Origin of the sequence: Ancylobacter lacus (genome assembly GCF_018390635.1) — a bacterium.
GTDB lineage: Bacteria > Pseudomonadota > Alphaproteobacteria > Rhizobiales > Xanthobacteraceae > Ancylobacter > Ancylobacter lacus.
In genome coordinates this window covers 19,177-42,509 of record NZ_JAHBGE010000044.1, presented here as the reverse complement: position 1 = coordinate 42,509, position 23,333 = coordinate 19,177, and the positions used below count along the sequence as shown (strand labels likewise).

Below are 23,333 nucleotides of genomic sequence, written 5' to 3'. Positions count from 1 at the left end.
GCCGGCGCCGCTCACACCGCGCTGAAGGCGCGGGCCCACGTCCAGGAAGGAAACGCCATGCTCGACACCCGCCGCGGCACCCCGTCCAGCCCCGACCAGTTCCCCGCCCCCGGCTGGGCGCCGAACCGCTGGGACGGCATCCGCCGCACCTACACCCCCGCCGATGTCGCCCGCCTCGCCGGCTCGCTGCGCATCGACCACACCCTCGCCCAGCACGGCGCCCGCAAGCTGTGGGAGCTGCTCCAGACCGAGGATTACCTGCCGACGCTGGGCACCTACACCGGCAACCAGGCGGTGCAGCAGGTGAAGGCCGGGCTGAAGGCCATCTACCTCTCCGGCTGGCAGGTCGCGGCGGACGCCAATTCCTCCGGCGACATGTATCCCGACCAGAGCCTCTACGCGGTTGACAGCGTGCCCGCCGTCATCCGCCGCATCAACAAGGCCTTCATGCGCGCCGACCAGATCCAGACCATGGAGAAGGCCGACGGCAAGGCGACCACCGATCTCGACTTCTTCGCCCCCATCATCGCCGATGCCGAAGCCGGCTTCGGCGGCCAGCTCAACGCCTATGAGCTGACCCGGGCGATGATCGAGGCCGGCGCGGCGGCCGTCCACTTCGAGGACCAGCTCGCCTCGGAGAAGAAGTGCGGCCATCTCGGCGGCAAGGTTCTGGTCCCGACCCAGACCTTCATCCGCACCCTCAACGCCGCGCGCCTCGCCGCCGACGTCATGGGCGTGCCCACCGTCATCATGGCCCGCACCGACGCGGAAGCGGCCCGGCTCATCACCTCGGACATCGACGAGGCGGACCGGCCCTTCATCACCGGCGAGCGCACCCGCGAGGGCTTCTACCGCCTCAAGGGCGGCTTCGAGGCCGGCATCGCCCGCGCCGTCGCCTATGCCCCCTATGCCGACCTGCTGTGGTGCGAGACCTCGACCCCGAGCCTCGAGGATGCCCGCCGCTTCGCCGAAGGTGTCCACAAGGTGCACCCCGGCAAGATGCTGGCCTATAACTGCTCGCCCTCCTTCAACTGGGCCAAGCACATGGACCGCGCCCAGATGAAGACCTTCCAGAGCGAGCTGGGCGCGATGGGCTACAAGTACCAGTTCATCACCCTGGCCGGCTTCCACAACCTCAGCTACACGACCTTCGATCTCGCCCGGCGCTACCGGGACGACGGCATGGCCGCCTATTCCCAGCTCCAGGAAGCCGAATTCGCCGCCGAGGCGCAGGGCTTCTCCGCCATGCGCCACCAGCGCGAGGTGGGCACCAGCTACTTCGACGCCATTGCCACCGTGCTGAGCGAAGGCACCAGCGCCACCACCGCGATGGGCGAATCCACCGAGACCGCACAGTTCCACTGAGCCGCCGCGCGCTCCCCCCGGGGGTCTGTTCGCCCCCCGGGGCCTTTGTGCAATGCAACTAAAGTGATCGCACCCGCAGCGATCCGGTGCGTTATTTTGTCTCTGATCACCTGCCCGCGGCGGCGCCGCCTCGGGCCAGCCTGCGAGAGCCCGCCATGAGCCCTATCGCCGTTTCCGGCCTGAAGATCGATTCCGCGCTGCACGCCTTCATCACCAACGAAGCCCTGCCGGGCACAGGGGTGGATGCCAAGGCGTTCTGGGCCGGCTTCGCCGCTCTGGTGGCGGACTTCGCGCCGCGCAACGCGGTACTGATGGAACGGCGCGACGCGCTCCAGCGCGCGCTCGACGGCTGGCACCGCGACCACCGCGGCGCCTTCGACCAGGACGCCTATGAGCGCTTCCTCACCGAGATCGGCTATCTCCAGCCCGATCCCGGCCCCTTCGCCGTGACGACGGCGGATGTCGACGACGAGCTTGCCCGCATCCCGGGCCCGCAGCTCGTCGTTCCCGTCACCAATCCGCGCTACGCCCTCAACGCCGCCAATGCGCGCTGGGGCAGCCTCTATGACGCGCTCTACGGCACCGACGCGCTGCCCGACACCGACGGCGCCGAGCGCGGCACCACCTTCAATCCCGTCCGCGCCGCCCGGGTCGTCGCACGCGCCCGCGATTTCCTCGATTCGGTGGCCCCGCTGACCACCGGCAGCCACCACGACGCGGTCGGCTACAGCGTCTGCGGCGACGGCATCTGCGTCGATCTCGCCGATGGCAGCGTCACCGGGCTGAAGAACCGCGCCGGCTTCGTCGGCTTCACCGGCGAGGTCGACGCGCCGAGCACCCTGCTGCTGGTTCACAACGGCCTGCATGTCGAGATCGTCATCGACCGCAGCAACCGCATCGGCGCCCGTGACCCGGCGGGCATCGCCGACGTCGTCATCGAGGCCGCCGTCACCACCATCGTCGACGCCGAGGACAGCGTCGCCGCGGTCGATGCCGAGGACAAGATCCTCGTCTACCGCAACTGGCTCGGGCTGATGAAGGGCACCCTCTCCGCCCGCTTCGGCAAGGAAGGCCGCACCGTGGAGCGCAAGCTCGCGGCCGACCGGGTCTATGCCCGGCCCGACGGCGGCACGCTCACCCTCCACGGGCGCAGCCTGATGCTGGTGCGCAATGTCGGCCACCACATGATGACCGACGCCGTGCTGACCGCCGCGGGCGAGCCGATCCCGGAAACCCTGCTCGACGCGGCCGTCACCGCGCTGATCGCGCTGCACGACCTGCGCGGCCCCGGCCCGCTGAAGAACAGCCGCACCGGCTCGGTCTATGTCGTGAAGCCGAAGATGCACGGGCCGGAGGAGGTCGCCTTCGCGGTGGAGCTGTTCGGCCGGGTCGAGGCGATCCTCGGCATGGCGCCCCGCACGCTCAAGATCGGCATCATGGACGAGGAGCGCCGCACCAGCGCCAATCTGCGCGCCTGCATCTTCGCGGCCCGCGACCGCGTCGTCTTCATCAACACCGGCTTCCTCGACCGCACCGGCGACGAGATCCACACCGCCATGGAAGCCGGAGCCATGGTGCGCAAGAACGAGATGAAGGCGCAGGCCTGGATCAAGGCCTATGAGGACAACAATGTCGATGCCGGCCTCGCCGCCGGGCTCGACGGCCACGGCCAGATCGGCAAGGGCATGTGGGCGATGCCGGACCGCATGGCCGACATGATCGAGCAGAAGATCGTCCATCCGCTGGCCGGGGCGACCACCGCCTGGGTGCCCTCGCCCACCGCGGCGACCCTGCACGCGCTGCACTACCACGATGTCGACGTCTTCGCCCGTCAGGCCACGCTGCGCCACCGGGCGCCGGCCTCACGGCGCGCCCTGCTCACCATCCCGCTCGATGCCGGGCGCGGCTGGGACGCGGCCGCCATCCAGGAGGAACTGGACAACAACATCCAGGGCATCCTCGGCTATGTCGTGCGCTGGGTCGACATGGGGGTGGGCTGCTCCAAGGTGCCGGACATCCGCAATGTCGGGCTGATGGAAGACCGCGCGACGCTGCGCATCTCCAGCCAGCATGTCGCCAACTGGCTGCTGCACGGCGTCGTCGACGAGGCCCAGGTGGAGGAGACGCTGCGCCGCATGGCGGCGGTCGTCGACGCCCAGAATGCCGGCGAGCCGGGCTACCGGCCGATGGCCCCCGCCTTTGAAGGCCCGGCCTTCGCGGCGGCGCGCGACCTCATTCTGGAAGGCCGCGCCCAGCCCAACGGCTACACCGAGTTCGTGCTCCACGCCCGCCGGCTGGAAGCCAAGGCGCGCGACGCCGGCACCGGCACGCGCTCCAGCGCCGCGGCCTGAAACCCCGGCACCGCCGCCCGCGCCGCCGCTCGCGGCGCGGCATCACCCCGTCCGTCCCGCGGGTTTCCCCGCGGGCTCGACCGCGCCCCGGCAGCCCCTCGCCGGGGCGCGGATTTTTCGTATCTGCCGCCATGTCGGCGACGCCCGCAGAGGACGCGCGAACGCTTCCGGCGGGGGCCCACAGGAAGCGATGGCGCGATGAAGCGATTGCGGCGCCGGCCGCGCGCGGCGCCCGGCGGCGACGCGCCGGGGCTGGCTTAGCTGTTGCGCCCGAACGCGCCGTCGATGGAGCCGACCGCCCGTGCCGGACGCTTATGTCTGGCCGTTCTGGGCGCCGCTGTCCGGCCGGGCCGGCGCCAGCTTCGGCACGCCGCCGAGGGGCTCCGACACCTGGCCGCTGAATTCCGAACGGCCGTCCATGCTGGGGCCGGAGGTCCACCGCCCCTCGGGAATCGACCCGTCGGTCATGTGGCCGAGATAGACATAGGAGAACTCCTGCTTCTCCTGCTCCTGCGGGAAGCTGTCGGGGATCGGCAGCGCCGCGCTGCCGCCCAGCTCCTCGATGGCCGCCAGCCACTGCTGCTGGTGCATGGTGTCGCGGGCGATGAGGAAGGCCAGCATGTCCTTCATGCCGGGGTCGCTGGTCATGTTGTAAAGCCGGGTAGCGAGCACGCGGCCCGAGGATTCCGCCGTGACATTGGCGTACATGTCGGCGGCGATGTTGCCGGAGGCATAGACGTGGGAGGCGTCGAACGGCACGCCATTGGCGTCGGTCGGCATCGCCGCGAGGCCCGCCGAGAGCACGTGGCGGAAATCCATGCCGGTGAGCACCGCGCCGCCCACCGGGTCGGCCGCCATCTGTTCCTGAATCGACAGCGGCGCCTTCTCGAGGTTCAGCGCCACGGCGGTCGCCAGCATCTCGATGTGGCCCAGCTCCTCGGTGGCGGTGTTCAGCAGCATGTCGCGGTATTTCACCGGCCCGCGGGCACCGAAGGCCTGAAACATGTACTGCAGGGCGACGCGGATTTCGCCTTCCACCCCGCCAATGGCCTGCTGCAAAGCGCGGGCGAAAACCGGATCCGGGGTCTCGACCCGGACCGGATATTGGAGCTTGCCGTCAGTGTAAAACATGAATCCTCCGCACGGGCGCGCGTCGTCCGTCACACCCCGCAAGGCGTGCAACGTCCATCTGCGCCGCGATAAGTATGATGACAGTGAAGGCGGCCTTGCCGCACCTATTTTGAACGTACGCGACAGCAATGCGTTCCGGAGATTATTTCATAACGCTCTAAATATTCTTATTTTACCTAAAGGACGGCAGTGCCCTCAGGGCAAATTCAACGATCTTCTCTGGCTCGTCCGGGAAAAGTCTGGCGCCTTCGAGCACGGCATGGGTCAATGACAGCTTGAGGCCGGCGACGCCGGTCTTCGCCACTATCTCGGGCTGGCGGGTTTCCACCGTCTGGAGGGCCGCCGCGATGCAGGCCTCCAGCAGATCCACGTCGAGCGCCCCACGGGGAACCTCGGCGGCGGGCGCCTCGGACGAAGGGGCGGAACTCCTGGCCATGTCACGCACTCACTGCACCGCACCACGCCGCGCGCCGGTGCCACCTCGGGTTATTCGGTCTTCCGCGACAGCGTCGCCAGCAGGGCCAGATGGGTTTCGATGCCGGGAACCGCAACCATGGCGGCGCCGCGGGCCATAGGCTGATTTCCGGTGCGGGCGTAGGCGCGGTGATCGCGCAGCGACGCTTCGTGCCCCGCGATCTGGCCCTCCAGATAAAGCAGGTCGAAGGCCGCGTCATCGGCCAGGGTGAGTTTGTTGATCAGGATTTCGTGCTGGGCCATCAGCCCCTCGCGTCCCGGCCGGCTGCCAAAGGCGCGGGCGATGGCCGCCTGCTCCGCCATTTCCAGCCGGGCAAAGCCCCGCACCGCCGCGTCGCGGCTGCGCTTCAGGACCAGCTCGCTGCTGGCGGTGGCGAAGCTGCCCGCCATGAGGATGGCGAGCGCACGCTCCTCAGCCGGCGGTGCCGAGGGCGCGGCCGTAGCTTCGGGTGGGGGCTGGGCTTCCGGTGCGGGCTGGGCGAAACTGCGCGGCGCGAGGGTGAGGCTGGCGAGCCCCGCCGCGCCGGCCATCAACATGCGGCGTTGCATGGGCGATCTCCTGTTGCCGGAACAACAGGGGGTGACCCCCGCGGTTCCCCCTCGAAACGTTCAGCACAATGATTTACCGCAAACACCCAAATAATATCATTTGATAAGCTGGAATAGCATCAAATACTATTAAGGTATTTTCTTGAGGAATGCACCCGCGGCGGGCGGTGGCCGCCGCCGGGGCGAAACCGTATAAAGCGGGGCCTCGCCACCTTCGGCACGCCACGGAGCCCGCCATGCCCTCGTCGTCGAGCCTTCTGCTGCGCCGCCTGCGCGGCCCCGCCCTCGCCGCCCTGCTGGCGCTGAACGTCGCGGCCTGCGGCGTGAACACCATTCCCACCGAGGAAGAAAAGGCCAAGGCGGCGTGGAGCGAGGTGCTCAACCAGTATCAGCGCCGCGCCGAGCTGATTCCCAATCTGGTGGAGACCGTGAAGGGCTATGCCCAGCAGGAAAAGGACGTGCTGACACAGGTGACGCAGGCCCGCGCCGCCGCCACCTCGGTGAAGGTGGACGCCGCCACCATCACCGACCCCGCGCAGTTCCAGCGGTTCCAGGAGGCGCAGGCCCAGCTTTCCGGCGCGCTCGGCCGGCTCATCGCGGTGAGCGAGGCCTATCCCGACCTCAAGTCCAACCAGAACTTCCTCGCCCTGCAATCGCAGATCGAGGGCACCGAGAACCGCATCGCGGTGGCGCGCCGCGACTACATCGAGGCGGTGCGGGCCTACAACACCGAGCTGCGCACCTTCCCCGGCGTGCTGTGGGCCTCCACCCTCTACCGCTCCAGCAAGCCCATGGCGACCTTCACCATCACCGACGAGCAGATGAAGGCGCCGCAGGTCAAGTTCAACTGAGTGACCGCCGATGGCCGCGCGCCTCACCGTCCCCTGCCCGCCCGCGGCCGGCCATCCGGCCTCCGCCCTCCCGCGGCCGGTCGCGCGCCGCCTCGCGGCCGCGCTGTGCCTGCTGCTGGCGCTGATGGCGCCGGCGCTGGCGGCGCTCACCTTTCCCCCGCTGACGGGGCGGGTGGTGGACGCCGCCGACATCATCGACGCCACCGTGCAGGCGGGTCTCGAGCAGCGCCTCGCCGCGCTGGAGAAGGCGAGCGGCGACCAGCTCGTGGTGGCCACCGTGCCCTCGCTGCAGGGCACCTCGGTGGAGGACTACGCCAACCGGCTGTTCCGCGCCTGGCGGCTCGGCCAGAAGAGCGCCAATAACGGCGTTCTCCTGCTGGTCGCGCCGAATGAGCGGCGGGTGCGCATCGAGGTGGGCTACGGCCTCGAGGGCATCGTCACCGACGCGGTGTCGAGCACCATCATCCAGACAGCCATCGTGCCCGCCTTCCGCAAGGGCGACGTGTCCGGCGGGATCGTGAAGGGCACGGATGCGCTGGTCGAAATCCTCTCGCTCGATCGCGAGGAGGCCAGGCGCCGGGCACAGGCGGTGCCGGCCTCGCCCATGGCCGCCGACGACTGGGGAAACCTCGTCTTTCTCCTCGTGCTGGTCGCCTTCGGGCTGTTCGTGTTCTACCGCGCCCGCAGCGGTCGCGGGCTCCGTCGGGCCGGGCGCGGCGCGGCGCTGCCCGGCGGCATCACGAGCTGGGACTGGTCGCGCGGCGGCGGCTCTCGCGGGGGCTGGTCGGGCAGCGGCGGCGGCGGGTTTTCCGGCGGCGGCGGCTCCTCCGGTGGCGGCGGCGCCTCGGGAAGCTGGTGAGCGCACGCGATGATCGAGCCCTTCGATGCCCCGCTGTCTGCCTCCGGCCACGCCGCGGTGATGGCGGCCATCCGCGCCGCCGAGGCCCGCACCGGCGGGGAGATACGGGTGGTCATCACGACCCGGCCGCTGGTGACGCCCGCCTTCCACGCCCTGCTCTGCGCCACGCTGGTGGCGCTGGTGGTGCCGTGGCCGCTGGCGATGATGACGGCGCTGCCGCTGCCGGCGCTGCTTTCCATCCAGGCCCTCACCTTCGTCGCGCTGGGGGCGCTGCTGGTTTTCACGCCACTCGGGACGTGGACGGTGCCGCGCGCGGCGGTGGAGACCGCCACCCGCGCCGCCGCGGTGGACCACTTCCTGTCGAGCGGCATGCGCGAGACGCGCGAGCGCACCGGCGTGCTCATCCTGCTGGCGACCCATCACCGCCGGGTGGAGGTCGTGGCGGATGAGGGAGTCCACGCCATTGTCGGGCATGAGGCCTGGGGCGAGGTGTGCGCCGCCGTTCTCGGCGGCATGCGGCAGGGCCGCGTGGCGGACGGGCTGTGCGACGGCATCCGCGAGGCCGCCCGCGTGCTCGCCACCTGCTGCCCGCCCCGGCCGGACGACCACAACGAACTGTCGGACCGGGTCATCATCCTGTAGCCCGGGCCGGCCGCCGCGCCGGCCCCGGTCGGTGGGATGTTCCGCACGGTGATTCGCGCGGAAAAGGCGGGAAAAACGAACGTCCCCGCTCCCGATACCGCCAACCGCAGCCCTGAAACCACCTTTTTCGCAGCGGCCGCGCCAGCGCAGGCCGGCGCAGAACCTTCACAAACCCGACGCGGAATCCGCCAGAGGCCCGCAGCAGCGTCATTTTGCCCCGATCGGCGGCAAAACGCCTGCAATTTCGCGATGGGTCAGTCCTTCTGACGCAAGATTATTCCTTTTGATCTTGGACAAGGCGGAACCGGGTGAGATATGACAGATTAAACGACAAGAAGGTGGCGTTCTTTCGGGAGATACGCCATGACTGCCCTTCTCGGTATTGTGATCGCCGCTTATCTGCCCAGCGTCTTGCTGCTGATCTGGCTGTGGCGCACGCCGTCAAGCCGGGTACTGCCGCGGCGTTACTTCTGATGTTCTACTGCAACGCAGCATTTATAGTGCAGCGCGGAACAGTTCTCCCGCGCCACCGTTACGTCCCTCGGGCGCAACGTGTGGAAGCGATGAACCATGGAGAGACTGCAAGCCTCCGTTCGTGAGGTCGAGCGGACGCTGGACTGGCTGCCCTCATGGGCGGTGAGCCTGCTGGTGATGACGGTGGCCGTGCTGCTGGCACGGCTGCTTCACACCATCGCGTTTCGCTTCGTCACCCGGCTCGTCAAGGACATGGATCTGTTCTGGCGTTCGCTGGTGTCGCGCACGGCGGGACCGACGCGGATGGCGGCGATGATCCTCGCGCTGGCCTTCGCTGCCGGAGTCGCCCCGCTGAATGCGCGCGAGGCGGACATCGTCCGCCAGCTTCTCACCATCTCCTTCATCTTCCTCATGGCGTGGTTCGCGCACACCGCGGTCCACATCTGGGTGACGGTGTATCTGCGGCGCTTCAAGCTCGACGCCGAGGACAACCTGCTCGCGCGCAAGCATGTGACGCAGACCCGCATCCTGCGGCGGGTGGTGACGACGCTCATCGTCATCGTGGCGCTCGCCGCCATGCTCATGACGTTCGAGAGCGTGCGCCAGTACGGGGTGTCGCTGCTGGCCTCGGCCGGCGTCGCGGGCATCGTGCTCGGCCTGGCGCTTCAGCCGGTGCTGAAGAACCTGTTCGCCGGCATCCAGCTCGCCATCACCCAGCCGATCCGCATCGACGACGCGCTGCTGGTCGAAGGCGAATGGGGCAATGTGGAGGAGATCACCTCCACCTATGTCGTCATCCGCATCTGGGACTGGCGCCGCCTCATCCTGCCGCTCAGCTACTTCATCGAGCAGCCCTTCCAGAACTGGACCCGCGAGGGCGCCGCGCTCATCGGCACGGTGATGCTCTATGTCGATTATTCCGTGCCGGTCGACGTGCTGCGCAAGGAGGTCGAGACCATCGCGTCGCGCTCGCCGCTGTGGGACCGCAAGGTGGTGAATGTCCAGGTCACCGATTTCCGCGAGAACGTGATGGAAGTCCGCATCCTCGTCAGCGCCACCAATTCCGGCCGGGCCTTCGACCTGCGCTGCGAGATGCGGGAAAAGGTCATCGCCTTCCTGCAGAAGAAGCACCCCGGCGCGCTGCCGCGGCTGCGGGCGGAACTCGGCCCGCGCCCGGACGCCCCCGCTTTGATGCCCGTGCGCCCCGGCAGCAACGGCGCGCCCGACGAAGCGGCCCCCGCGCCCGCGCCGCGCACGCTCGCCACCTCCCGCCACGGCTGAACGCCGTGGCCGATACCGGCGAGCGAAAGGAGGCGCTGGCACATGGGAAGATGGTGGGGATCACCGGCGCACTCACGGCGATGTGAAGGCGAAACCGCGCCTCTCTGGGCGGTTTCGCGTGCAACTGCCGCAACAGCGGGAACGAGGGCGAGGTCCAGCGGTTCTCTGCACTCCGGCTACCCCGCCGTGGAAGCGGCCACACCTGAAAGGGCGGGCCGCATGCGACGTGCGTCAGGTGGCGGTCATGAGTGATTTCGAGTTGGTCAGCTTCAGCCGGGCGCAGCTGCGCATCCGCCACCGGCAGGGTCATGAACTCATCTTTTCCATCGCGACTGACGTGTGGGGCCGCCGCGCCGTGAGCCCGGGGCCGCTGATCGCGGTCTATGGCGGGCCGGACCCGGCCTGGCGCATCATCGAGGCGGGGCAGGACTACGCCGAGGCGCAGGCGCGCCGGCTCGGGCTGGTGTGACCGGCGCGGGCGGCGGGGACGCCGCCCGGTTCAGTTCGCCGCGCCGCCGGAATCGTCGAGGTCGTGTTGGCGGAAGCTGGCCGCGGCGAGGCTGTTGGCCAGCGTGCTGAGCAGGCCGATCGCCTTTTCCGCGATCTCCGAATTCTCGCCCTCCTCGTTGAGGCCGCGCTTGGCCTCGATGACCATCTCCACCGCATCCACCACCGCCTCGCGGGAAAGGACGCGGTGGTCGATCAGCGCGAGCGTGAGGCTCTCGATCATCATCAGCGCGGCCTGGGCCGAGGCCTGGTAGGACGCGACATCGATCGGCCGGTCCGGGATGGCGCTGCGGCCCGGCGGCCGAAAGAAGGGTCTGGCGGCACGGCGCATCAGGAAAAGACCCGCGCATGCCCCGCCACGAATTCCGGCTGCGACTGCTCGAACGTATCGAACAGCGGGTAGGCCAGCCGGACGAGCGCCTCGAAATCGTTGATGATGACGGTTCGACCGCGGAACACCACGAGGCCGTTGCCGCGGAAGGCCCGCAGCACCCGGTTGACGTGCACGGTGGACAGGCCGGCGAGATCGCCGAGCTGTTCCTGCGTCATCGGCAGCTCATAGCTCAGCGCCTTCTCGTCGAGGACGCCGGCCCGGACGAGACGGCCGCGGAACTCCAGGAAAAGCGCGGCCAGCCGCTCGTCGGCGGCACCGCGGCCGAGCCCGACCACCGAATTGTGCAGCCGCCGCTCCTCCTCGATCACCTGCCAGGTGCAGCGGGTCGCGACGTCCGAATCCTGTTCGAAGGCGTCGCGCAGCACGCGCTGGTCGACCTGCTCGATCTCGCAGTCGGACAGGGCACGCACGACGTCGGGGTGGCGGGTGACGAACATGCTCTTCACCGCGAACAGGTCGCCCGGCAGGAACACCAGGATGATCTGGCTGCGGCCGTCGGGCAGGGTGCGCACGCGCCCGGCCCAGCCGCGCTTCAGGCGATAGGCGTAGTCATGGTTCTCTTCCTCCCGCACGATCGTGTCGCCCGCCGCCAGACGGCGCAGGCGCCGGTCGAACAGCCGGGAGATCTTTTCCTCGCCCCGCCGGAGCGCAGGCAGCAGCTCCGGCCGGTGCAGGGCGAATGCAGATGAATCGGCCATTTATCTCGTCTCGAACGTCGGCGCGCGCCGGCGGCGAGGTTCGCCACCTACGTGCAACGGTACCGTTCTAACGACGAGGGGTTGGCGAGGTTCCCGCCGGCATGGCCGTCAGGTTACCAGCCGGCGGGCGCGGCGCCGGCGTAGAACCGCGATGGTGACCAGCGCGAGCAGGATGATGGCGAGAGAAAACCCGGTCGTCACCGTGCCCAGCGCATAGAGCACCGGCGTCGTGACGTTGGTGGTCATGCCGTAGATCTCGAGCGGCAGGGTGTTGAAGCTGCCGGCGGTCATCAGGGTGCGGGCGAACTCGTCATAGGACAGGGTGAAGCCGAACAGCCCGACGCCGATCAGGCTCGGCAGGATGATCGGCAGCACGACATGCACGAAGGTCTGCCACGGCGTGGCGCCGAGGTCGCGCGCCGCCTCCTCATAGGCGGGGTTGAAGCGGTTGAAGACCGCGAACATGATCAGCAGGCCGAACGGCAGGGTCCAGGTGAGATGGGCGCCGAAGCCGGAGGAATACCAGGCCGGGTTCAGCCCCAGCACCTGGAAGGCAAGGCCGATGCCGAGCGAGATGAGGATGGAGGGCACGATCAGGCTGGCGATGGCGAGATAGAACAGCGGCCCCGAGCCGAGGAAGCGGCGGCGGAAGGCGAGCCCCGCCAGCAGCGACACCACCACCGTCGCCGCCATGGTCATCAGCCCCAGCAGCAGCGAGCGGGTGAAGGCGCCGCCGAAATCGCCCACCGCCTGCTGCTCGAACAGCAGGTTGCGGAACCAGTGCACCGAGCTGCCGTTCATCGGGAAGGTGAGCCCGCCATTCGGCCCCTGGAACGACAGGATGAAGATGGTCGACAGCGGCCCGTAGAGGAACAGCACGAACAGCACGAAGAAGACGGTCAGCACCCAAAAGCCGGGCCCGCGGCGCTCGCCATCCATGGCCGTTCCTCCCTCAGAGCTCTTTGCGGATGTTGACGATCCGCAGGATCGCGGCGACCAGCAGCAGCACGATCACCAGCAGGATCACCGCGTTCGCCGCCGCGGCGGGATATTGCAGCAGCGCGATCTGGTTCGACATCATCAGCCCCACCGAGGCCGACTGCCCGCCCGACATGAAGCGCACCGTGATGAAATCGCCCATCACCAGCGTGACGACGAAGATGGAGCCGATGGCGATGCCGGGCTTGGCGAGGGGAATGATGACGTTGGTGAGGATCTGCCAGCCATTGGCGCCGGCGTCGCGCGCCGCCTCGATCAGCGCCCGGTCGATCCGCATCAGCGTGTTGAAGATCGGCGTCACCATGAACAGCGTGTAGAGGTGCACCATCGCCAGCACCACCGCGAAGTCCGAGAACAGCAGGAATTCGAGCGGCTGGTGGATCAGGCCCATCGCCATGAAGGTCTGGTTCAGCAGACCGTTGCGGCCGAGGAACGGAATCCACGAGATCATGCGGATGATGTTCGAGGTGAGGAACGGCACCGTGCACACCAGGAACAGCACCATCTGCATGGTGGCCGAGCGGATGTGGAAAGCGAGATAATACGCCACCCAGAAGCCGATGAAGAGCGTCAGTCCCCACACGATGACGGTGTATTTCAGCGTGTTGAGATAGGTGTTCCAGGTCACCGGCGAGGAGATGGTCTCCTCGTAATTGGTGAAGACGAAGGCCGGGAAGATCTGGATGGAATCATAGTCCCAGAAGCTCACCATCACGATGGTGGCGATGGGCAGCACCAGGAACGCCAGCAGGATCAGCGCCAGCGGGCTCGCCTGGAGATAGGGCGTGATCCGGGAAAGCGTCATGCGGGGTTCCTGGGTCGGGGCTGCGGCGATCGGGCTGGGCCTTCCGCGCCGGGCGGAGCGGGGGGGCGCCGCCCCCCGCCTGTCGCCTCACGCGGCGATGAACTCGTTCCAGCGGCGGACCATGTAGCGGTCCTCGTCCATCACCGAGTTCCAGCAGGCCACCGCGCCCATGCGCTGCTCGAAGGAGCCGCCGTCGCGCACCGCGCCGGCGGTGTACATCACCTTGCCCTCGGGCGAGAGGATGTCGGCCTTGGCCGGCTGGCCGAGCATCCAGAACGCCCACTCGTCGGGCGTCATGTTCTTCTCGGCGGTGGAGAGCACGGCGGAATAGTAGCCCTGCCGGTTGAGATAGGCGCCGACCCAGCCGGAGAGGTACCAGTTGATGTATTCATAAGCCGCGTCCAGCTCGGCGCCCTTCAGGTGCTTGGCGATGCCGAGGCCGCCGCCCCAGGCGCGGTAGCCTTCCTCGAGCGGCTGGTACACGCAGGGAATGCCCTTGGAGCGCACCGCCGCCACCGCCGGCGACCACATCGACTGGATCACCACCTCGCCGGAGGCCATCAGGTTCACGCTCTCGTCGAAGGTCTTCCAGAACGCGCGGAACTGCCCGGCCTTCTTGGTCTTGATCAGGAAATCGATGGTGAAGTCGATCTCCTGCTTGGTCATGTTGCCCTTGTCGGCATATTTGATGAGGCCCGCGCTCTCGCAGATCATCGCCGCGTCCATGATGCCGATGGACGGGATGTTGAGGATCGAGGTCTTGCCCTTGAAGGCGGGGTCCAGGATGTCCTTCCAGTTCTTGATCGGCCGTCCCACCAGATCGGGGCGGATGCCGAGCGTGTCGGCGTTGTAGATGGTGGGGATCAGCGTCATCCACTGGGTCGGGGCGGAGGCGAACTTCTTGGAGTCCGGGCCCTCGACGAAGCCGACCGTGCTGGGGGCGGTGCCCTGCGCAATCTTCGAGGTGGGGGTCAGCTTGCCGGTGGTGAAGATCGGGACGATCTGATCGTAATACTTGATCTTGGAGACGTCCATCGGCTGCAGCGTGCCGGCCGGGAACACCTTCTTGCAGATCCAGTATTCGATATCGGCGATGTCGAAGCTGTTGGCCTGGGTCACCACGCGCTGCGACACCGCGTCGGAATCGAGCGCGGTCATCTGCAGGGTGATGCCGAGATCGGCCTTGCACTTCTCGGCGATGGCGTTGAGGTTCGAGACGCCGGTGCCGAACTGGCGCAGCGTGATCGGGTTCTGCGCCCAGATGGTGGGGAAGCCGGTGACCACGCCGCCACCCGCCGCAAGGCCGCCCGCCGCCGCCGCGCCCTTCAGCAGCGAACGCCGGCTGAGGCCGCCGGCCGGCTTGCTGCCGGTCTTGCCCGGCTCGATCTTCGTGCTCATCGCTGGTCTCCCGAGATTGACATGTTCTGAGGGTTGGCGGGCCGCGCTGGCGCGGCGGAGAAAGCAGGGCCGCGGCTTACGCGGCCGGTGAACGGCACGTCACGCGGCGGGCGGCCTCAGGATGTGGACGTCCTGCGCGGTCCAGGCGAGCGGCACGGCGTCGCCGACGCTGAGCGGCTTCTCGAAGAAGGCGGTCTCCGGCACCTGCACCGCGAACTCCTCGACCCCCGGCGCGGCGAGGGCGAGCTGCACCTTCTGGCCGTGATACTCGATGTTCTGCACCAGCCCGGTGAGGCCGCAGCCGGCCGGGGCGGTGTCGGCCAGCCGCACCCGGTCGGTGCGCACCGCGATCGCGATCGGCGCGCCGGGCTCGGTGGGGCCGGCCAGCGACGCCGCCGGCGCCACGAAGGACGCCCCGCCCGGCACCTCGAACCGCACGCTGTCCGCCGTCACCTCGGTGACGCGGCCGGTGAGCACGTTGTGGTCGCCCATGAAGCGGGCGACGAAGGCGGTGGCCGGCCGGTTGAACACCTCGCGCGGGGCCGCCGCCTGCTCGATGCGCCCGCCATTCATCACCACCACCAGGTCGGACAGCGCCATCGCCTCCTCCTGGCTGTGGGTGACGTGGATGAAGGAGATGCCGAGCTGGAGCTGCAGCTTCTTCAGCTCCTGCCGCACCCGGATCTTGAGGAAGGGGTCCAGCGCGGAGAGCGGCTCGTCGAGCAAAAGGACCTGCGGGTCGGTGATGAGGGCGCGGGCCAGCGCCACGCGCTGCTGCTGGCCGCCGGAAAGCTGGGCCGGCCGGCGGTCGGCCAGATGGTCCATCTGCACCAGCTTCAGCATCTCCAGCGCCCGGGCGCGCCGGCCCGCCTTGTCCGCCCCCTTCATCTTCAGCGAGAAGGCGACATTGTCGACGATGTCGAGATGGGGAAACAGCGCGTAGCTCTGGAACATCATCGCGGTGCCGCGCTTGGCGGGCGGCAGGTCGGTGACGACGGCGGCGCCGAGCCGGATATTGCCCTCGCTCACCGATTCATGGCCGGCGATCATCCGCAGCGTCGTCGTCTTGCCGCAGCCCGAGGGGCCCAGCAGGCAGCAATAGGTGCCGGCCGGAATCTTCAGCGCGATGTCGTCCACCGCCAGCGCCGCGCCATAGCGCTTGGTGACGCCCACAAGCTCGATGTCCGCGCCCTTGCTCATCGGCACCTGCATCCTCGACCGCCCATCGGACCGTACTACGCAAGCCATATGCCAGACGCCGGACCGCCCCGCAGGCGGCGGTTGCGGTAATGGCGGGCCGCACCCGACCGGACGGCCGCTCAGCTTTTGGGCACGGCGCCGCATTGCTGCGCAGACTGCATACGCCGCGCGTCAACATCGCATACAATCGGCAGCGCTCCCGCCGGCTTCCCGCAGAACCCGCCGGAGAATGCCGCCCCCCGGCGAAGGGGGCATTGAGCCGAGGACCCGGTTGGCCCACCTTCACGTTACGGCACACACGAGAAGATGCCACCCGCCCTCTGGCACACCGGGAGATTCCGCCATGCTTCGTTCCCTGCTCGCGGCCGCGTTCGGCGCCGCGCTCGCCTTGGCCGCCGGCCCCGCCGGGGCGCAGGATTTTCCTGCGCGCCCCATCACCCTCGTCATCCCCTTCGCCGCCGGCGGCTCGACCGATCTGGTCGGCCGGCTGATCGCCCAGCGCATGAGCCAGGAGCTCGGCCAGTCGGTGGTGGTGGACAATCGCGGCGGCGCGGGCGGCAATCTCGGCGCCGCGGCGGTCGCCAAGGCCGAGCCGGACGGCTACACGATCCTCATGGGCACCGTCGCCACCCACGCGATCAACCCGGCGCTCTACAAGAAGATGCCCTACGACCCGGTGAAGAGCTTCGCCCCGGTGTCGCTGCTGGTCATCGTGCCGAACGTGCTGGTGGTGAACCCGAATTTCGAGGCGAAGACGGTTCCCGAGCTGATCGCCCTGCTGAAGGCCAACCCGGACAAGTACAGCTACGCCTCCTCCGGCAACGGCACCCCGCTGCATCTCTCCGGCGAGCTGTTCAAGGCCATGGCCGGGGTCGACATGCAGCACATCCCCTACAAGGGCGCCGGCCCGGCGCTGATCGACGTGCTGTCCGGCCAGGTGCCGATCATGTTCGACAACCTGCCCTCCTCCGCCGACCACATCAAGACCGGCAAGCTGCGGGCGCTGGGGGTGACCACGGCGAAGCGGGCGCCCTCCTTCCCCGACGTGCCGGCCATCGCCGAGACCCTGCCGGGCTACGAGACCTATACGTGGAACGCCCTGTTCGCCCCGGCAGGCACCCCGCCGGAGGTGGTGGCCAAGCTGAACAAGGCCGCCGACGGCGCGCTGGCCGATCCCGCCGTGCAGGCCAAGCTGGCCGATTTCAGCGCCACCGTGGTCGGCTCCACCCCGGAGGAGCTGGCCGCCCATGTGACGGCGGAGCTGGCGAAGTGGGCGCCGGTGGTGAAGGCCTCCGGCGCGCAGATCGACTGAACCGGCGGGGCCGGCTCCGAGGGCGGTGCGGGGTCAGAACACCGTGCCGTCGGCGAGGATGGCGAGCGGCGGCGGCCCGGCGGGCGGGCGCCGCTCGGCGGCGATGCGGCGGCCGGCGGTCCAGGTGCCGCCCTGCAGCAGCTTGGCGAGCGGAAAGGCGTCGGGCGTGAAGCCGAGCCGCTCGCGCACCGCGTCCGCCAGCAGGTCCAGCAGCGCCACGGTGAGGGCGCGCCACTCCACCACCATCTCCGAACCCGGCGGGTGCTTCTGCGCGGGGTCCAGCGGCGCGCGCGGCACCACCAGCCCGAGGTCGAGCAGCAGCCCGCCATTGCGGTATTCCGGCAGCGCGGTGAGGTCGTCGAGGTCGGTCACCGCGAGCCCGGCCGCCTCGAACGGCTCCAGCAGCGAATAGGTCAGCCACTGCGACAGCTTGTGGAACGGCACCAGCCCTTCCGAAAGATCGCCGGTGACGATGGCGGGGTGGCGGCCGACATCGCCGAGCGCGACCCCCTCCACCACCAGCCCGGCCGGCCAGATCGGGGCCAGCCCGTCGAGCAGCGCGGCGAGGATGCGCGCCGCCGGCAGCCGGCCCAGCGGCGCCTCCGCCGCCAGCGCGTCGACCAGCCCGCCCGGCCGCGGCGGGTTGGCGCCGAACAGGTCGGGCCGCGCCGCCAGCGCCTGGCCGAGCCGGTTGAGCAGCGTCACCCGTCCCTCCAGCCCGACCAGCGGGTTGTCCGGCCCGGCCTGGAAGAAGGCGCCGAGCCGCGCCGCGTCGATGCCGATCAGCGCGGTGGCGTCGACCCGGAGCGGGTCCTGCGCGGAGAAGGAGAAGCCGCCGGCCGCGAACATGGCGAGGCTCGCCACCGCCAGCCCTTCGGAGCGGCCGATCACCAGCCCGCCCGGCTCGCGGTAGCGCCACGCGTCGCCGGCCCCGGCGTCCAGCAGCACGCTCACCACGGCGAGGTCGACCATGGTGCGGGCGCGCTCGCGGGCGTCCAGCGCGGCGAGCGCGTCCGCCGCCAGCGCCGCCCAGCGGTCGCGGCCGCCGGCGGCGAAGTGGCGCCAGCGGCTGTGATAGGGAATGTCGAGGGTGGGATAGTCCTGCCGCGTCACCGCCGCCACATAGTCGGCCACCTCGCCGAGCGCGGCCTCCTCGACGGTGAAATGGGGCGAGCGGCCGGCGCGCACATGGTCCAGCACCTGATGCGAGCGGGCGCGCACCGCCGAGGGCGAGCGCAGGGCGAGAAGTTCGGGCGGGGTCATGGGTTCTCCCTGCGCCGTCGCGGGGACGGACCGCCGGCCGCAGCGCCTGCGGGCCGGCCGAGACTGCGGAGCCTCCCCGCCGGCCCTTCCGGCGCCGGCGGGAAGAACGATGAGGCCCCGCCCGGCGCTCGACCGGCCGGGGGGCGCCTGTCAGCGCTTGCGCACGAACTCGGTGCGCAGCACGAGGCCCTTGATGGTCTCGTGCCGGCAGTCGATCTCGTCCGGGTTGTCGGTCAGGCGGATGGAGCGGATCACCGTGCCCTGCTTCAGGGTCTGGCCGGCGCCCTTCACCTTGAGGTCCTTCACCAGCACCACGGAATCACCGTCCGCCAGCACGTTGCCGGAGGCGTCGCGCACCACGGCGGCCGCCGCGGCCGCCGCCGCCATCTCGGAGGCGGGGCGCCATTCGCCGGTCGCCTCGTCATATACATATTCGTCGTCTTCGCCGGCCATGTCCGTTCCGGTCGCCAGGGAATCTCGCGCCGCCCGTGCGCGACTCGCGGGCGGCGTGCGGCCTCACTCCGTCAGCCCGCGCCCCTTGGTGGCGTCGTACCGGCTGGTGAAGCCCGCGCCGTAATAGCCGGCCGAGACCTTGGCTTCCATCTCCACCCGGGCATCCGGGGGTATGAGATCGTCGGGAATCGGCACGCGCTCCACAACCTCGATGCCGGCACGGGCCAGCGCGTTGAACTTCATGTCGCTCATCGAGGCGAAGCGGTCGATGCGGGTGATGCCGAGCCAGTGGAACACGTCCGGCATCAGCTCCTGGAACCGCATGTCCTGCACCCCGGCGACGCATTCGGTGCGCTTGAAATAGGCGTCGGGCCGGTCGCCGCCCTCCTGCCGCTTGCGGGCGTTGTAGACGAGGAACTTGGTCACCTCGCCCAGCGCCCGGCCTTCCTTGCGGTTGTAGACCACGAGCCCGGTGCCACCCTTCTGCGCCATCTCCACGCACATCTCGATGCCGTGGGCGAGGTAGGGCCGGCAGGTGCAGATGTCGGAGGAGAACACGTCGGAACCGTTGCACTCGTCGTGCACCCGGCAGGCGAGAGGGGTGACGCCGTCGCCGATCCGCGCGGGATCGCCGAACATATAGAGCGTCATGCCGCCGATGGGCGGCAGGAACACCTTCATGTCGCCGCGGGTCACGAGCTCGGGGAACATGCCCCCGGTATATTCGAACAGGTCGCGGCGCAGCCGGCCCTCGGAGACGCCGAACCGCTCGGCGATGCCGGGCAGGTACCACACCGGGTCGATCGCCGCCTTGGTGACGCGCACATCGCCCTTCGGCCCGATGATGTCGCCGTCGATCGCCAGACGCCCGGCGCGCAGCGCGTCGCGGATTTCCGGCATGTCGATATGGGCGCGGGTGATGGCGATGGTCGGGCGCACATCGAGGCCGGCGGCGAGCTCGGCCGCGAAGGCCTCGCCGACCAGATGGCCCCAGGGGTCGAGCGAGACGATCTTGCCCGGGTCGCCCCATTGCGGGTGCGGGCCGATGGCGTCGGAGGGCGCGGTGTTGGTGAGGTCGGCGCGGAAATCGGCCGGCAGCGCCCCGGCGGCGATGGCGAGTGCCCGATACACGGCATAGCCGCCGGCATGGGTGCCGATGGCGTTGCGCCGCTTCGGATCGGTGAGGGTGGCCACGACCGGGCCGCGCTCGGCCGGGGTCGGCGCGCCCCAGTGCAGAGCCGGCGCATCGGCGGCAACGCCGGTCGCCGCGCCGTGCGAGGTCAGCTTGATGTGGCGGGGCGCCGGGGCCTTCGCCGCGGGCGCCACGACGGGCGGCGGCGGAAGGGGATCGGCCGGGCGGACGCCGGCATCGGGAACGGGAGTCTCGGCCACGGGCGGCTGCGAGGCCGCGACGGGCGCCGCCGCGTCCCGCAGAAGGTGCTCCTGCAGGAGCGCCGCCACCGGCGCCGAATCGGGGGAAAGGGCAACGGAGCTTGCAGGTGTCTCGACAACTGCCGTCATGGACTCACTCGCTTCTCGGCCGGCGGCGCAACGGGCGCAACCGGAGCAGGGAAGCAACGAAGCAGAGCGCGAATCCCCATCTTTCGCAAGAGGGGGTCGCGGCGGCGACGCCAGCCCCGCGCCAGCCACGCCGCCCGCTCCGGTTGCGGCGCACCGGCGCTTCCCCGAAGCCGGACACCGGCACCCGGCGCGGCAGGGCCGCGCCAACAGCATCAATCCCGCGCGGGCAGAGCCGCGCCCGAGCCGCCAGTCCCGCGGCCGGGGCGGCGCCAGAGGGCGTCACTCCCCCGCGGCCGGGGTGGCGCCAAGGACCGCGACAAGCCGGCCCGAATTCCGCTAGCCTGTCCCCCGGCACGCCGTCCGCGCGCCCCTCCACCGTTCCAGAGCGAGCCGACGCCCTCATGACAGACGCGACCGCCCCCAGCGCGACCGCCCCCGATGCTCCCGCCGTCGCCGGGGCGGAGGGCACCACCATCGTGGTCGATCACCCGCTGATCCAGCACAAGCTGACCCTGATGCGCCGCTCGCGCACGCCGGCGAACGAGTTCCGCCAGCTCCTGCGCGAGATCAGCATGCTGCTCGCCTATGAGGTGACGCGCGACACGCCGCTGGAGCTGATCGAGATCGAGACCCCGCTGGAAAAGATGATGGCCCCGGTGGTGGCGGGCAAGAAGCTCTGCCTCGTCTCGGTGCTGCGCGCCGGCGGCGGCATTCTGGAAGGCATGCTGGACATCCTGCCCGCCGCCCGGGTCGGCCATGTCGGGCTCTACCGCGACCCGGTCTCGCTCGCCGCCGTGGAATACTACCTCAAGCTGCCCCGCGACATTTCCGAGCGCACCGCCATCGTGCTCGACCCCATGCTGGCGACCGGCAATTCCGCCGCCGCCGCGGTGTCCGAGGTCAAGGCGGCGGGCTGCCAGTCGGTGAAGTTCGTCTGCCTCATCGCCGCGCCGGAGGGGCTGAAGGCGTTCCACTCGGTCCATCCCGACGTGCCGGTCTACGCCGCGGCGGTCGACAGCCACCTCAACGACCACGGCTACATCGTGCCGGGCATCGGCGATGCCGGCGACCGGATCTTCGGCACCAAGTGAGCGCCCCGAGAGCGAGCCCCCGATGCAGCGCGTGACCCTCACCATCGACGACGCGCTGCTGGAAGCGCTCGACGCCCATGCCGCGCGCCACGGCTACGCCAACCGCTCCGAAGCGCTGCGCGACGCCCTGCGCCGCGCGCTGCTGGCGCCCGAGGCGCCCGAGGCGCCGGCCGGGGCGGAGGGCGCGGCGCGCTGCTACGCCACGCTGAGCTATGTCTACGACCACGAGAAGCGGGAGCTGGCCCGCCGCCTCACCCAGGTGCAGCACGGCCACCACGACCTCGCGGTGGCCTCGATGCATGTGCATCTCGACCACGACACCTGCCTCGAAGTGGCGGTGCTGCGGGGCCCGGCCGGCGCGCTCAGCCGGCTCGCCGACAGCGTGGTGACCCAGCGCGGCGTGCGCCATGGCCACCTCCACATGCTGCCGGCCGGCGAGACGCCGGAGCCTGCCCCTCCGCACCCGCATCCGCACCTCCATCCCCACGAGGGCTGAAGCCGTCCCGGCACGCGATTTGCGTCCCCTGTGACCTGCGTTCACTGCCGCGAAACGGGATTGACGGGCAGTGGCCCCGGCATATGCTGTTTGGGCAAAATCATCTTACGCAGACGTACGCACCGGAGCTTCCGAAGGCGGCCTGCCCATCCCGAGGGGTTGTCATGTCCAACGTCGTCTCGTCCACCGGCCCGCGCCGGGGCGCCATGTCCCTGCGCCGGGGCGCCCTGTCCCTGCGCCGGAGCGCCATGTCCCTGCGCCGGAGCGGCCTTGCCGCGCTGTTCGCGCTGAGCCCGTCGCTCGCCTTCGCCCATCCCGGCCATGGCGAGGCGGCCGGCCTGGTGCACGGCTTCCTGCACCCGGTCAGCGGCATCGACCATGTGCTGGCGATGGTGGCGGTCGGCCTCTTCGCCGCCCATCTCGGCGGGCGCGCGCTGTGGGCGGTGCCGGCGAGCTTCGTGGTGCTGATGGCGGCCGGCGGCGCGCTCGGCATGGCCGGTCTCGCCCTGCCGCATGTCGAGCTCGGCATCGCCGCCTCGGTCATCGCGCTCGGCGCGGCGGTGGCGCTGCGCTCGGTGCGCTGGCCGCTCGCCGCGGCGATGGCGATGGTCGGCGCCTTCGCGGTGTTCCACGGCTTCGCCCATGGCGCCGAGATGCCGGAGAGCGCCTCCGGCCTCGCCTATGGCGCCGGCTTCATGGCCGCCACCGCGCTGCTGCACGCCGCCGGCATCGCCTTCGGCTTCGCCATCGAGCGGCTGGCGATGGAACGCGCGCCGCGCCTTGGCCAGGCGGTCGGCGCCCTCGTCGCCATCGCCGGCGTCGGCCTGCTGGCCGGCGCGCTCTGAGGCCGCGACGCCGCGCTTCATTTCAGCTCGCGGCGCCTCGCGCTCCCGTCTTCCTCACAGAACCCCGGCCCCGGCCGGGGTTCTTTCGTTTCAGGAGGGCGGGCACGCCGAAACTTTCGGCGCGGCGGCGCGACGGCTGCCGCAAATCCGGGCTTGTCCCCGGCTTCGGCGCTGCTAGGCTCGCTGCGTCCCTAGGGTTCCGGCATGCCCCGCATGCGCTGGTCCGAGAGGGACAGCCCGGGGCGGAGACATGCGCCGGGTCCACGGCGGGACAAAAGCCCGGGAGGCTCGTGCGGCGAGGGTCGCAGCGAAGGCCGCCGGGTTGTGCTCCGCCGGCTTCCGCCAGACCCTGCCGCGACCCGGAACCGGACCGC

The 23,333-nt window shown here is 69.9% G+C and carries 23 protein-coding genes and 1 riboswitch; of the genes, 11 read left to right on the top strand and 12 right to left on the bottom strand.

What is annotated here, in order from left to right; all coding sequences use genetic code 11:
- Positions 1-57: 57 nt before the first annotated feature.
- Positions 58-1,365 carry an isocitrate lyase gene (gene aceA / locus KHC27_RS09145; protein WP_213338158.1) on the top strand — a complete coding sequence of 436 codons (1,308 nt, stop codon included), beginning with the start codon at positions 58-60 and terminating at the stop codon, positions 1,363-1,365.
- Between the two features lie 155 nt (positions 1,366-1,520).
- A complete protein-coding gene (locus KHC27_RS09140; protein ID WP_213338156.1) occupies positions 1,521-3,716 on the top strand; it encodes a malate synthase G in 2,196 nt (731 codons plus the stop codon).
- 312 nt (positions 3,717-4,028) lie between these two features.
- Here KHC27_RS09140 and KHC27_RS09135 read toward each other — a convergent pair whose 3' ends face one another.
- The 3 genes from KHC27_RS09135 to KHC27_RS09125 form a co-directional block, all read right to left on the bottom strand.
- Positions 4,029-4,847 (bottom strand): manganese catalase family protein, encoded by an 819-nt coding sequence (locus tag KHC27_RS09135; protein ID WP_213338154.1) that lies wholly within the window; start codon positions 4,845-4,847, stop codon positions 4,029-4,031.
- Positions 4,848-5,019: 172 nt separating this feature from the next.
- Positions 5,020-5,283, bottom strand: a complete 264-nt coding sequence (locus KHC27_RS09130) for a hypothetical protein (protein ID WP_213338152.1) — start codon at positions 5,281-5,283, stop codon at positions 5,020-5,022.
- Positions 5,284-5,333: 50 nt separating this feature from the next.
- The gene (locus tag KHC27_RS09125) at positions 5,334-5,870 is read right to left on the bottom strand and encodes a DUF4142 domain-containing protein (protein WP_213338150.1); all 537 of its coding nucleotides are present in this window, start codon (positions 5,868-5,870) and stop codon (positions 5,334-5,336) included.
- 236 nt (positions 5,871-6,106) lie between these two features.
- On the opposite strand from KHC27_RS09125, the gene KHC27_RS09120 reads away from it, so the two are divergent.
- From KHC27_RS09120 to KHC27_RS09100, 5 genes are all read left to right on the top strand, one after another.
- Positions 6,107-6,721, top strand: a complete 615-nt coding sequence (locus KHC27_RS09120) for a LemA family protein (RefSeq protein ID WP_213338148.1) — start codon at positions 6,107-6,109, stop codon at positions 6,719-6,721.
- 10 nt (positions 6,722-6,731) lie between these two features.
- Positions 6,732-7,580 (top strand): TPM domain-containing protein, encoded by an 849-nt coding sequence (locus tag KHC27_RS09115; protein WP_213338146.1) that lies wholly within the window; start codon positions 6,732-6,734, stop codon positions 7,578-7,580.
- A 9-nt stretch (positions 7,581-7,589) separates the two neighbouring features.
- On the top strand, positions 7,590-8,222 hold the full coding sequence (locus tag KHC27_RS09110; RefSeq protein WP_213338144.1) for a TPM domain-containing protein: 633 nt from the start codon (positions 7,590-7,592) through the stop codon (positions 8,220-8,222).
- A 570-nt stretch (positions 8,223-8,792) separates the two neighbouring features.
- The gene (locus KHC27_RS09105; protein WP_213338142.1) at positions 8,793-9,977 is read left to right on the top strand and encodes a mechanosensitive ion channel family protein; all 1,185 of its coding nucleotides are present in this window, start codon (positions 8,793-8,795) and stop codon (positions 9,975-9,977) included.
- Between the two features lie 244 nt (positions 9,978-10,221).
- Positions 10,222-10,446, top strand: coding sequence for a hypothetical protein (locus KHC27_RS09100; RefSeq protein ID WP_213338140.1), 225 nt, complete (start codon positions 10,222-10,224; stop codon positions 10,444-10,446).
- Positions 10,447-10,476: 30 nt separating this feature from the next.
- On the opposite strand, the gene KHC27_RS09095 is transcribed toward KHC27_RS09100, so the two are convergent.
- From KHC27_RS09095 to KHC27_RS09070, 6 genes are all read right to left on the bottom strand, one after another.
- Positions 10,477-10,815, bottom strand: coding sequence for a hypothetical protein (locus KHC27_RS09095; protein WP_213338138.1), 339 nt, complete (start codon positions 10,813-10,815; stop codon positions 10,477-10,479).
- Positions 10,815-11,576 carry a Crp/Fnr family transcriptional regulator gene (locus tag KHC27_RS09090; protein ID WP_213338131.1) on the bottom strand — a complete coding sequence of 254 codons (762 nt, stop codon included), beginning with the start codon at positions 11,574-11,576 and terminating at the stop codon, positions 10,815-10,817. The genes KHC27_RS09095 and KHC27_RS09090 overlap by 1 nt, the downstream gene beginning before the upstream one ends.
- A gap of 108 nt (positions 11,577-11,684) precedes the next feature.
- The gene (locus tag KHC27_RS09085; RefSeq protein WP_213338129.1) at positions 11,685-12,515 is read right to left on the bottom strand and encodes an ABC transporter permease; all 831 of its coding nucleotides are present in this window, start codon (positions 12,513-12,515) and stop codon (positions 11,685-11,687) included.
- Positions 12,516-12,528: 13 nt separating this feature from the next.
- Complete coding sequence (locus KHC27_RS09080) at positions 12,529-13,380, bottom strand: ABC transporter permease (protein ID WP_213338121.1); 852 nt, start codon at positions 13,378-13,380, stop codon at positions 12,529-12,531.
- An 87-nt stretch (positions 13,381-13,467) separates the two neighbouring features.
- Positions 13,468-14,778 (bottom strand): ABC transporter substrate-binding protein, encoded by a 1,311-nt coding sequence (locus KHC27_RS09075; protein WP_213338119.1) that lies wholly within the window; start codon positions 14,776-14,778, stop codon positions 13,468-13,470.
- Between the two features lie 99 nt (positions 14,779-14,877).
- Positions 14,878-15,978 carry an ABC transporter ATP-binding protein gene (locus KHC27_RS09070; RefSeq protein ID WP_213338117.1) on the bottom strand — a complete coding sequence of 367 codons (1,101 nt, stop codon included), beginning with the start codon at positions 15,976-15,978 and terminating at the stop codon, positions 14,878-14,880.
- A gap of 343 nt (positions 15,979-16,321) precedes the next feature.
- Here KHC27_RS09070 and KHC27_RS09065 point away from each other — a divergent pair, with 343 nt between their 5' ends.
- Positions 16,322-17,290 (top strand): tripartite tricarboxylate transporter substrate binding protein, encoded by a 969-nt coding sequence (locus tag KHC27_RS09065; RefSeq protein ID WP_213338116.1) that lies wholly within the window; start codon positions 16,322-16,324, stop codon positions 17,288-17,290.
- Positions 17,291-17,323: 33 nt separating this feature from the next.
- Here the strand turns inward: KHC27_RS09065 and KHC27_RS09060 are convergent, their stop codons facing one another.
- From KHC27_RS09060 to KHC27_RS09050, 3 genes are all read right to left on the bottom strand, one after another.
- Positions 17,324-18,553 carry a URC4/urg3 family protein gene (locus KHC27_RS09060; protein ID WP_213338114.1) on the bottom strand — a complete coding sequence of 410 codons (1,230 nt, stop codon included), beginning with the start codon at positions 18,551-18,553 and terminating at the stop codon, positions 17,324-17,326.
- A gap of 150 nt (positions 18,554-18,703) precedes the next feature.
- The gene (locus KHC27_RS09055) at positions 18,704-19,006 is read right to left on the bottom strand and encodes an alkylphosphonate utilization protein (RefSeq protein WP_213338112.1); all 303 of its coding nucleotides are present in this window, start codon (positions 19,004-19,006) and stop codon (positions 18,704-18,706) included.
- Positions 19,007-19,069: 63 nt separating this feature from the next.
- A complete protein-coding gene (locus KHC27_RS09050) occupies positions 19,070-20,527 on the bottom strand; it encodes a GTP cyclohydrolase II (protein ID WP_246519787.1) in 1,458 nt (485 codons plus the stop codon).
- 401 nt (positions 20,528-20,928) lie between these two features.
- On the opposite strand from KHC27_RS09050, the gene upp reads away from it, so the two are divergent.
- The 3 genes from upp (at position 20,929) to KHC27_RS09035 (ending at position 22,959) form a co-directional block, all read left to right on the top strand.
- Entirely contained in the window at positions 20,929-21,618 is a 690-nt protein-coding gene (upp, locus tag KHC27_RS09045) for a uracil phosphoribosyltransferase (protein ID WP_281417014.1), read from the top strand.
- Positions 21,619-21,640: 22 nt separating this feature from the next.
- Positions 21,641-22,114 carry a nickel-responsive transcriptional regulator NikR gene (gene nikR / locus KHC27_RS09040; protein ID WP_213338109.1) on the top strand — a complete coding sequence of 158 codons (474 nt, stop codon included), beginning with the start codon at positions 21,641-21,643 and terminating at the stop codon, positions 22,112-22,114.
- A gap of 248 nt (positions 22,115-22,362) precedes the next feature.
- On the top strand, positions 22,363-22,959 hold the full coding sequence (locus tag KHC27_RS09035) for a HupE/UreJ family protein (protein WP_246519810.1): 597 nt from the start codon (positions 22,363-22,365) through the stop codon (positions 22,957-22,959).
- A 180-nt stretch (positions 22,960-23,139) separates the two neighbouring features.
- A riboswitch (guanidine-I (ykkC/yxkD leader) is annotated at positions 23,140-23,247 on the top strand.
- The last annotated feature ends 86 nt before the right edge of the window (positions 23,248-23,333 follow it).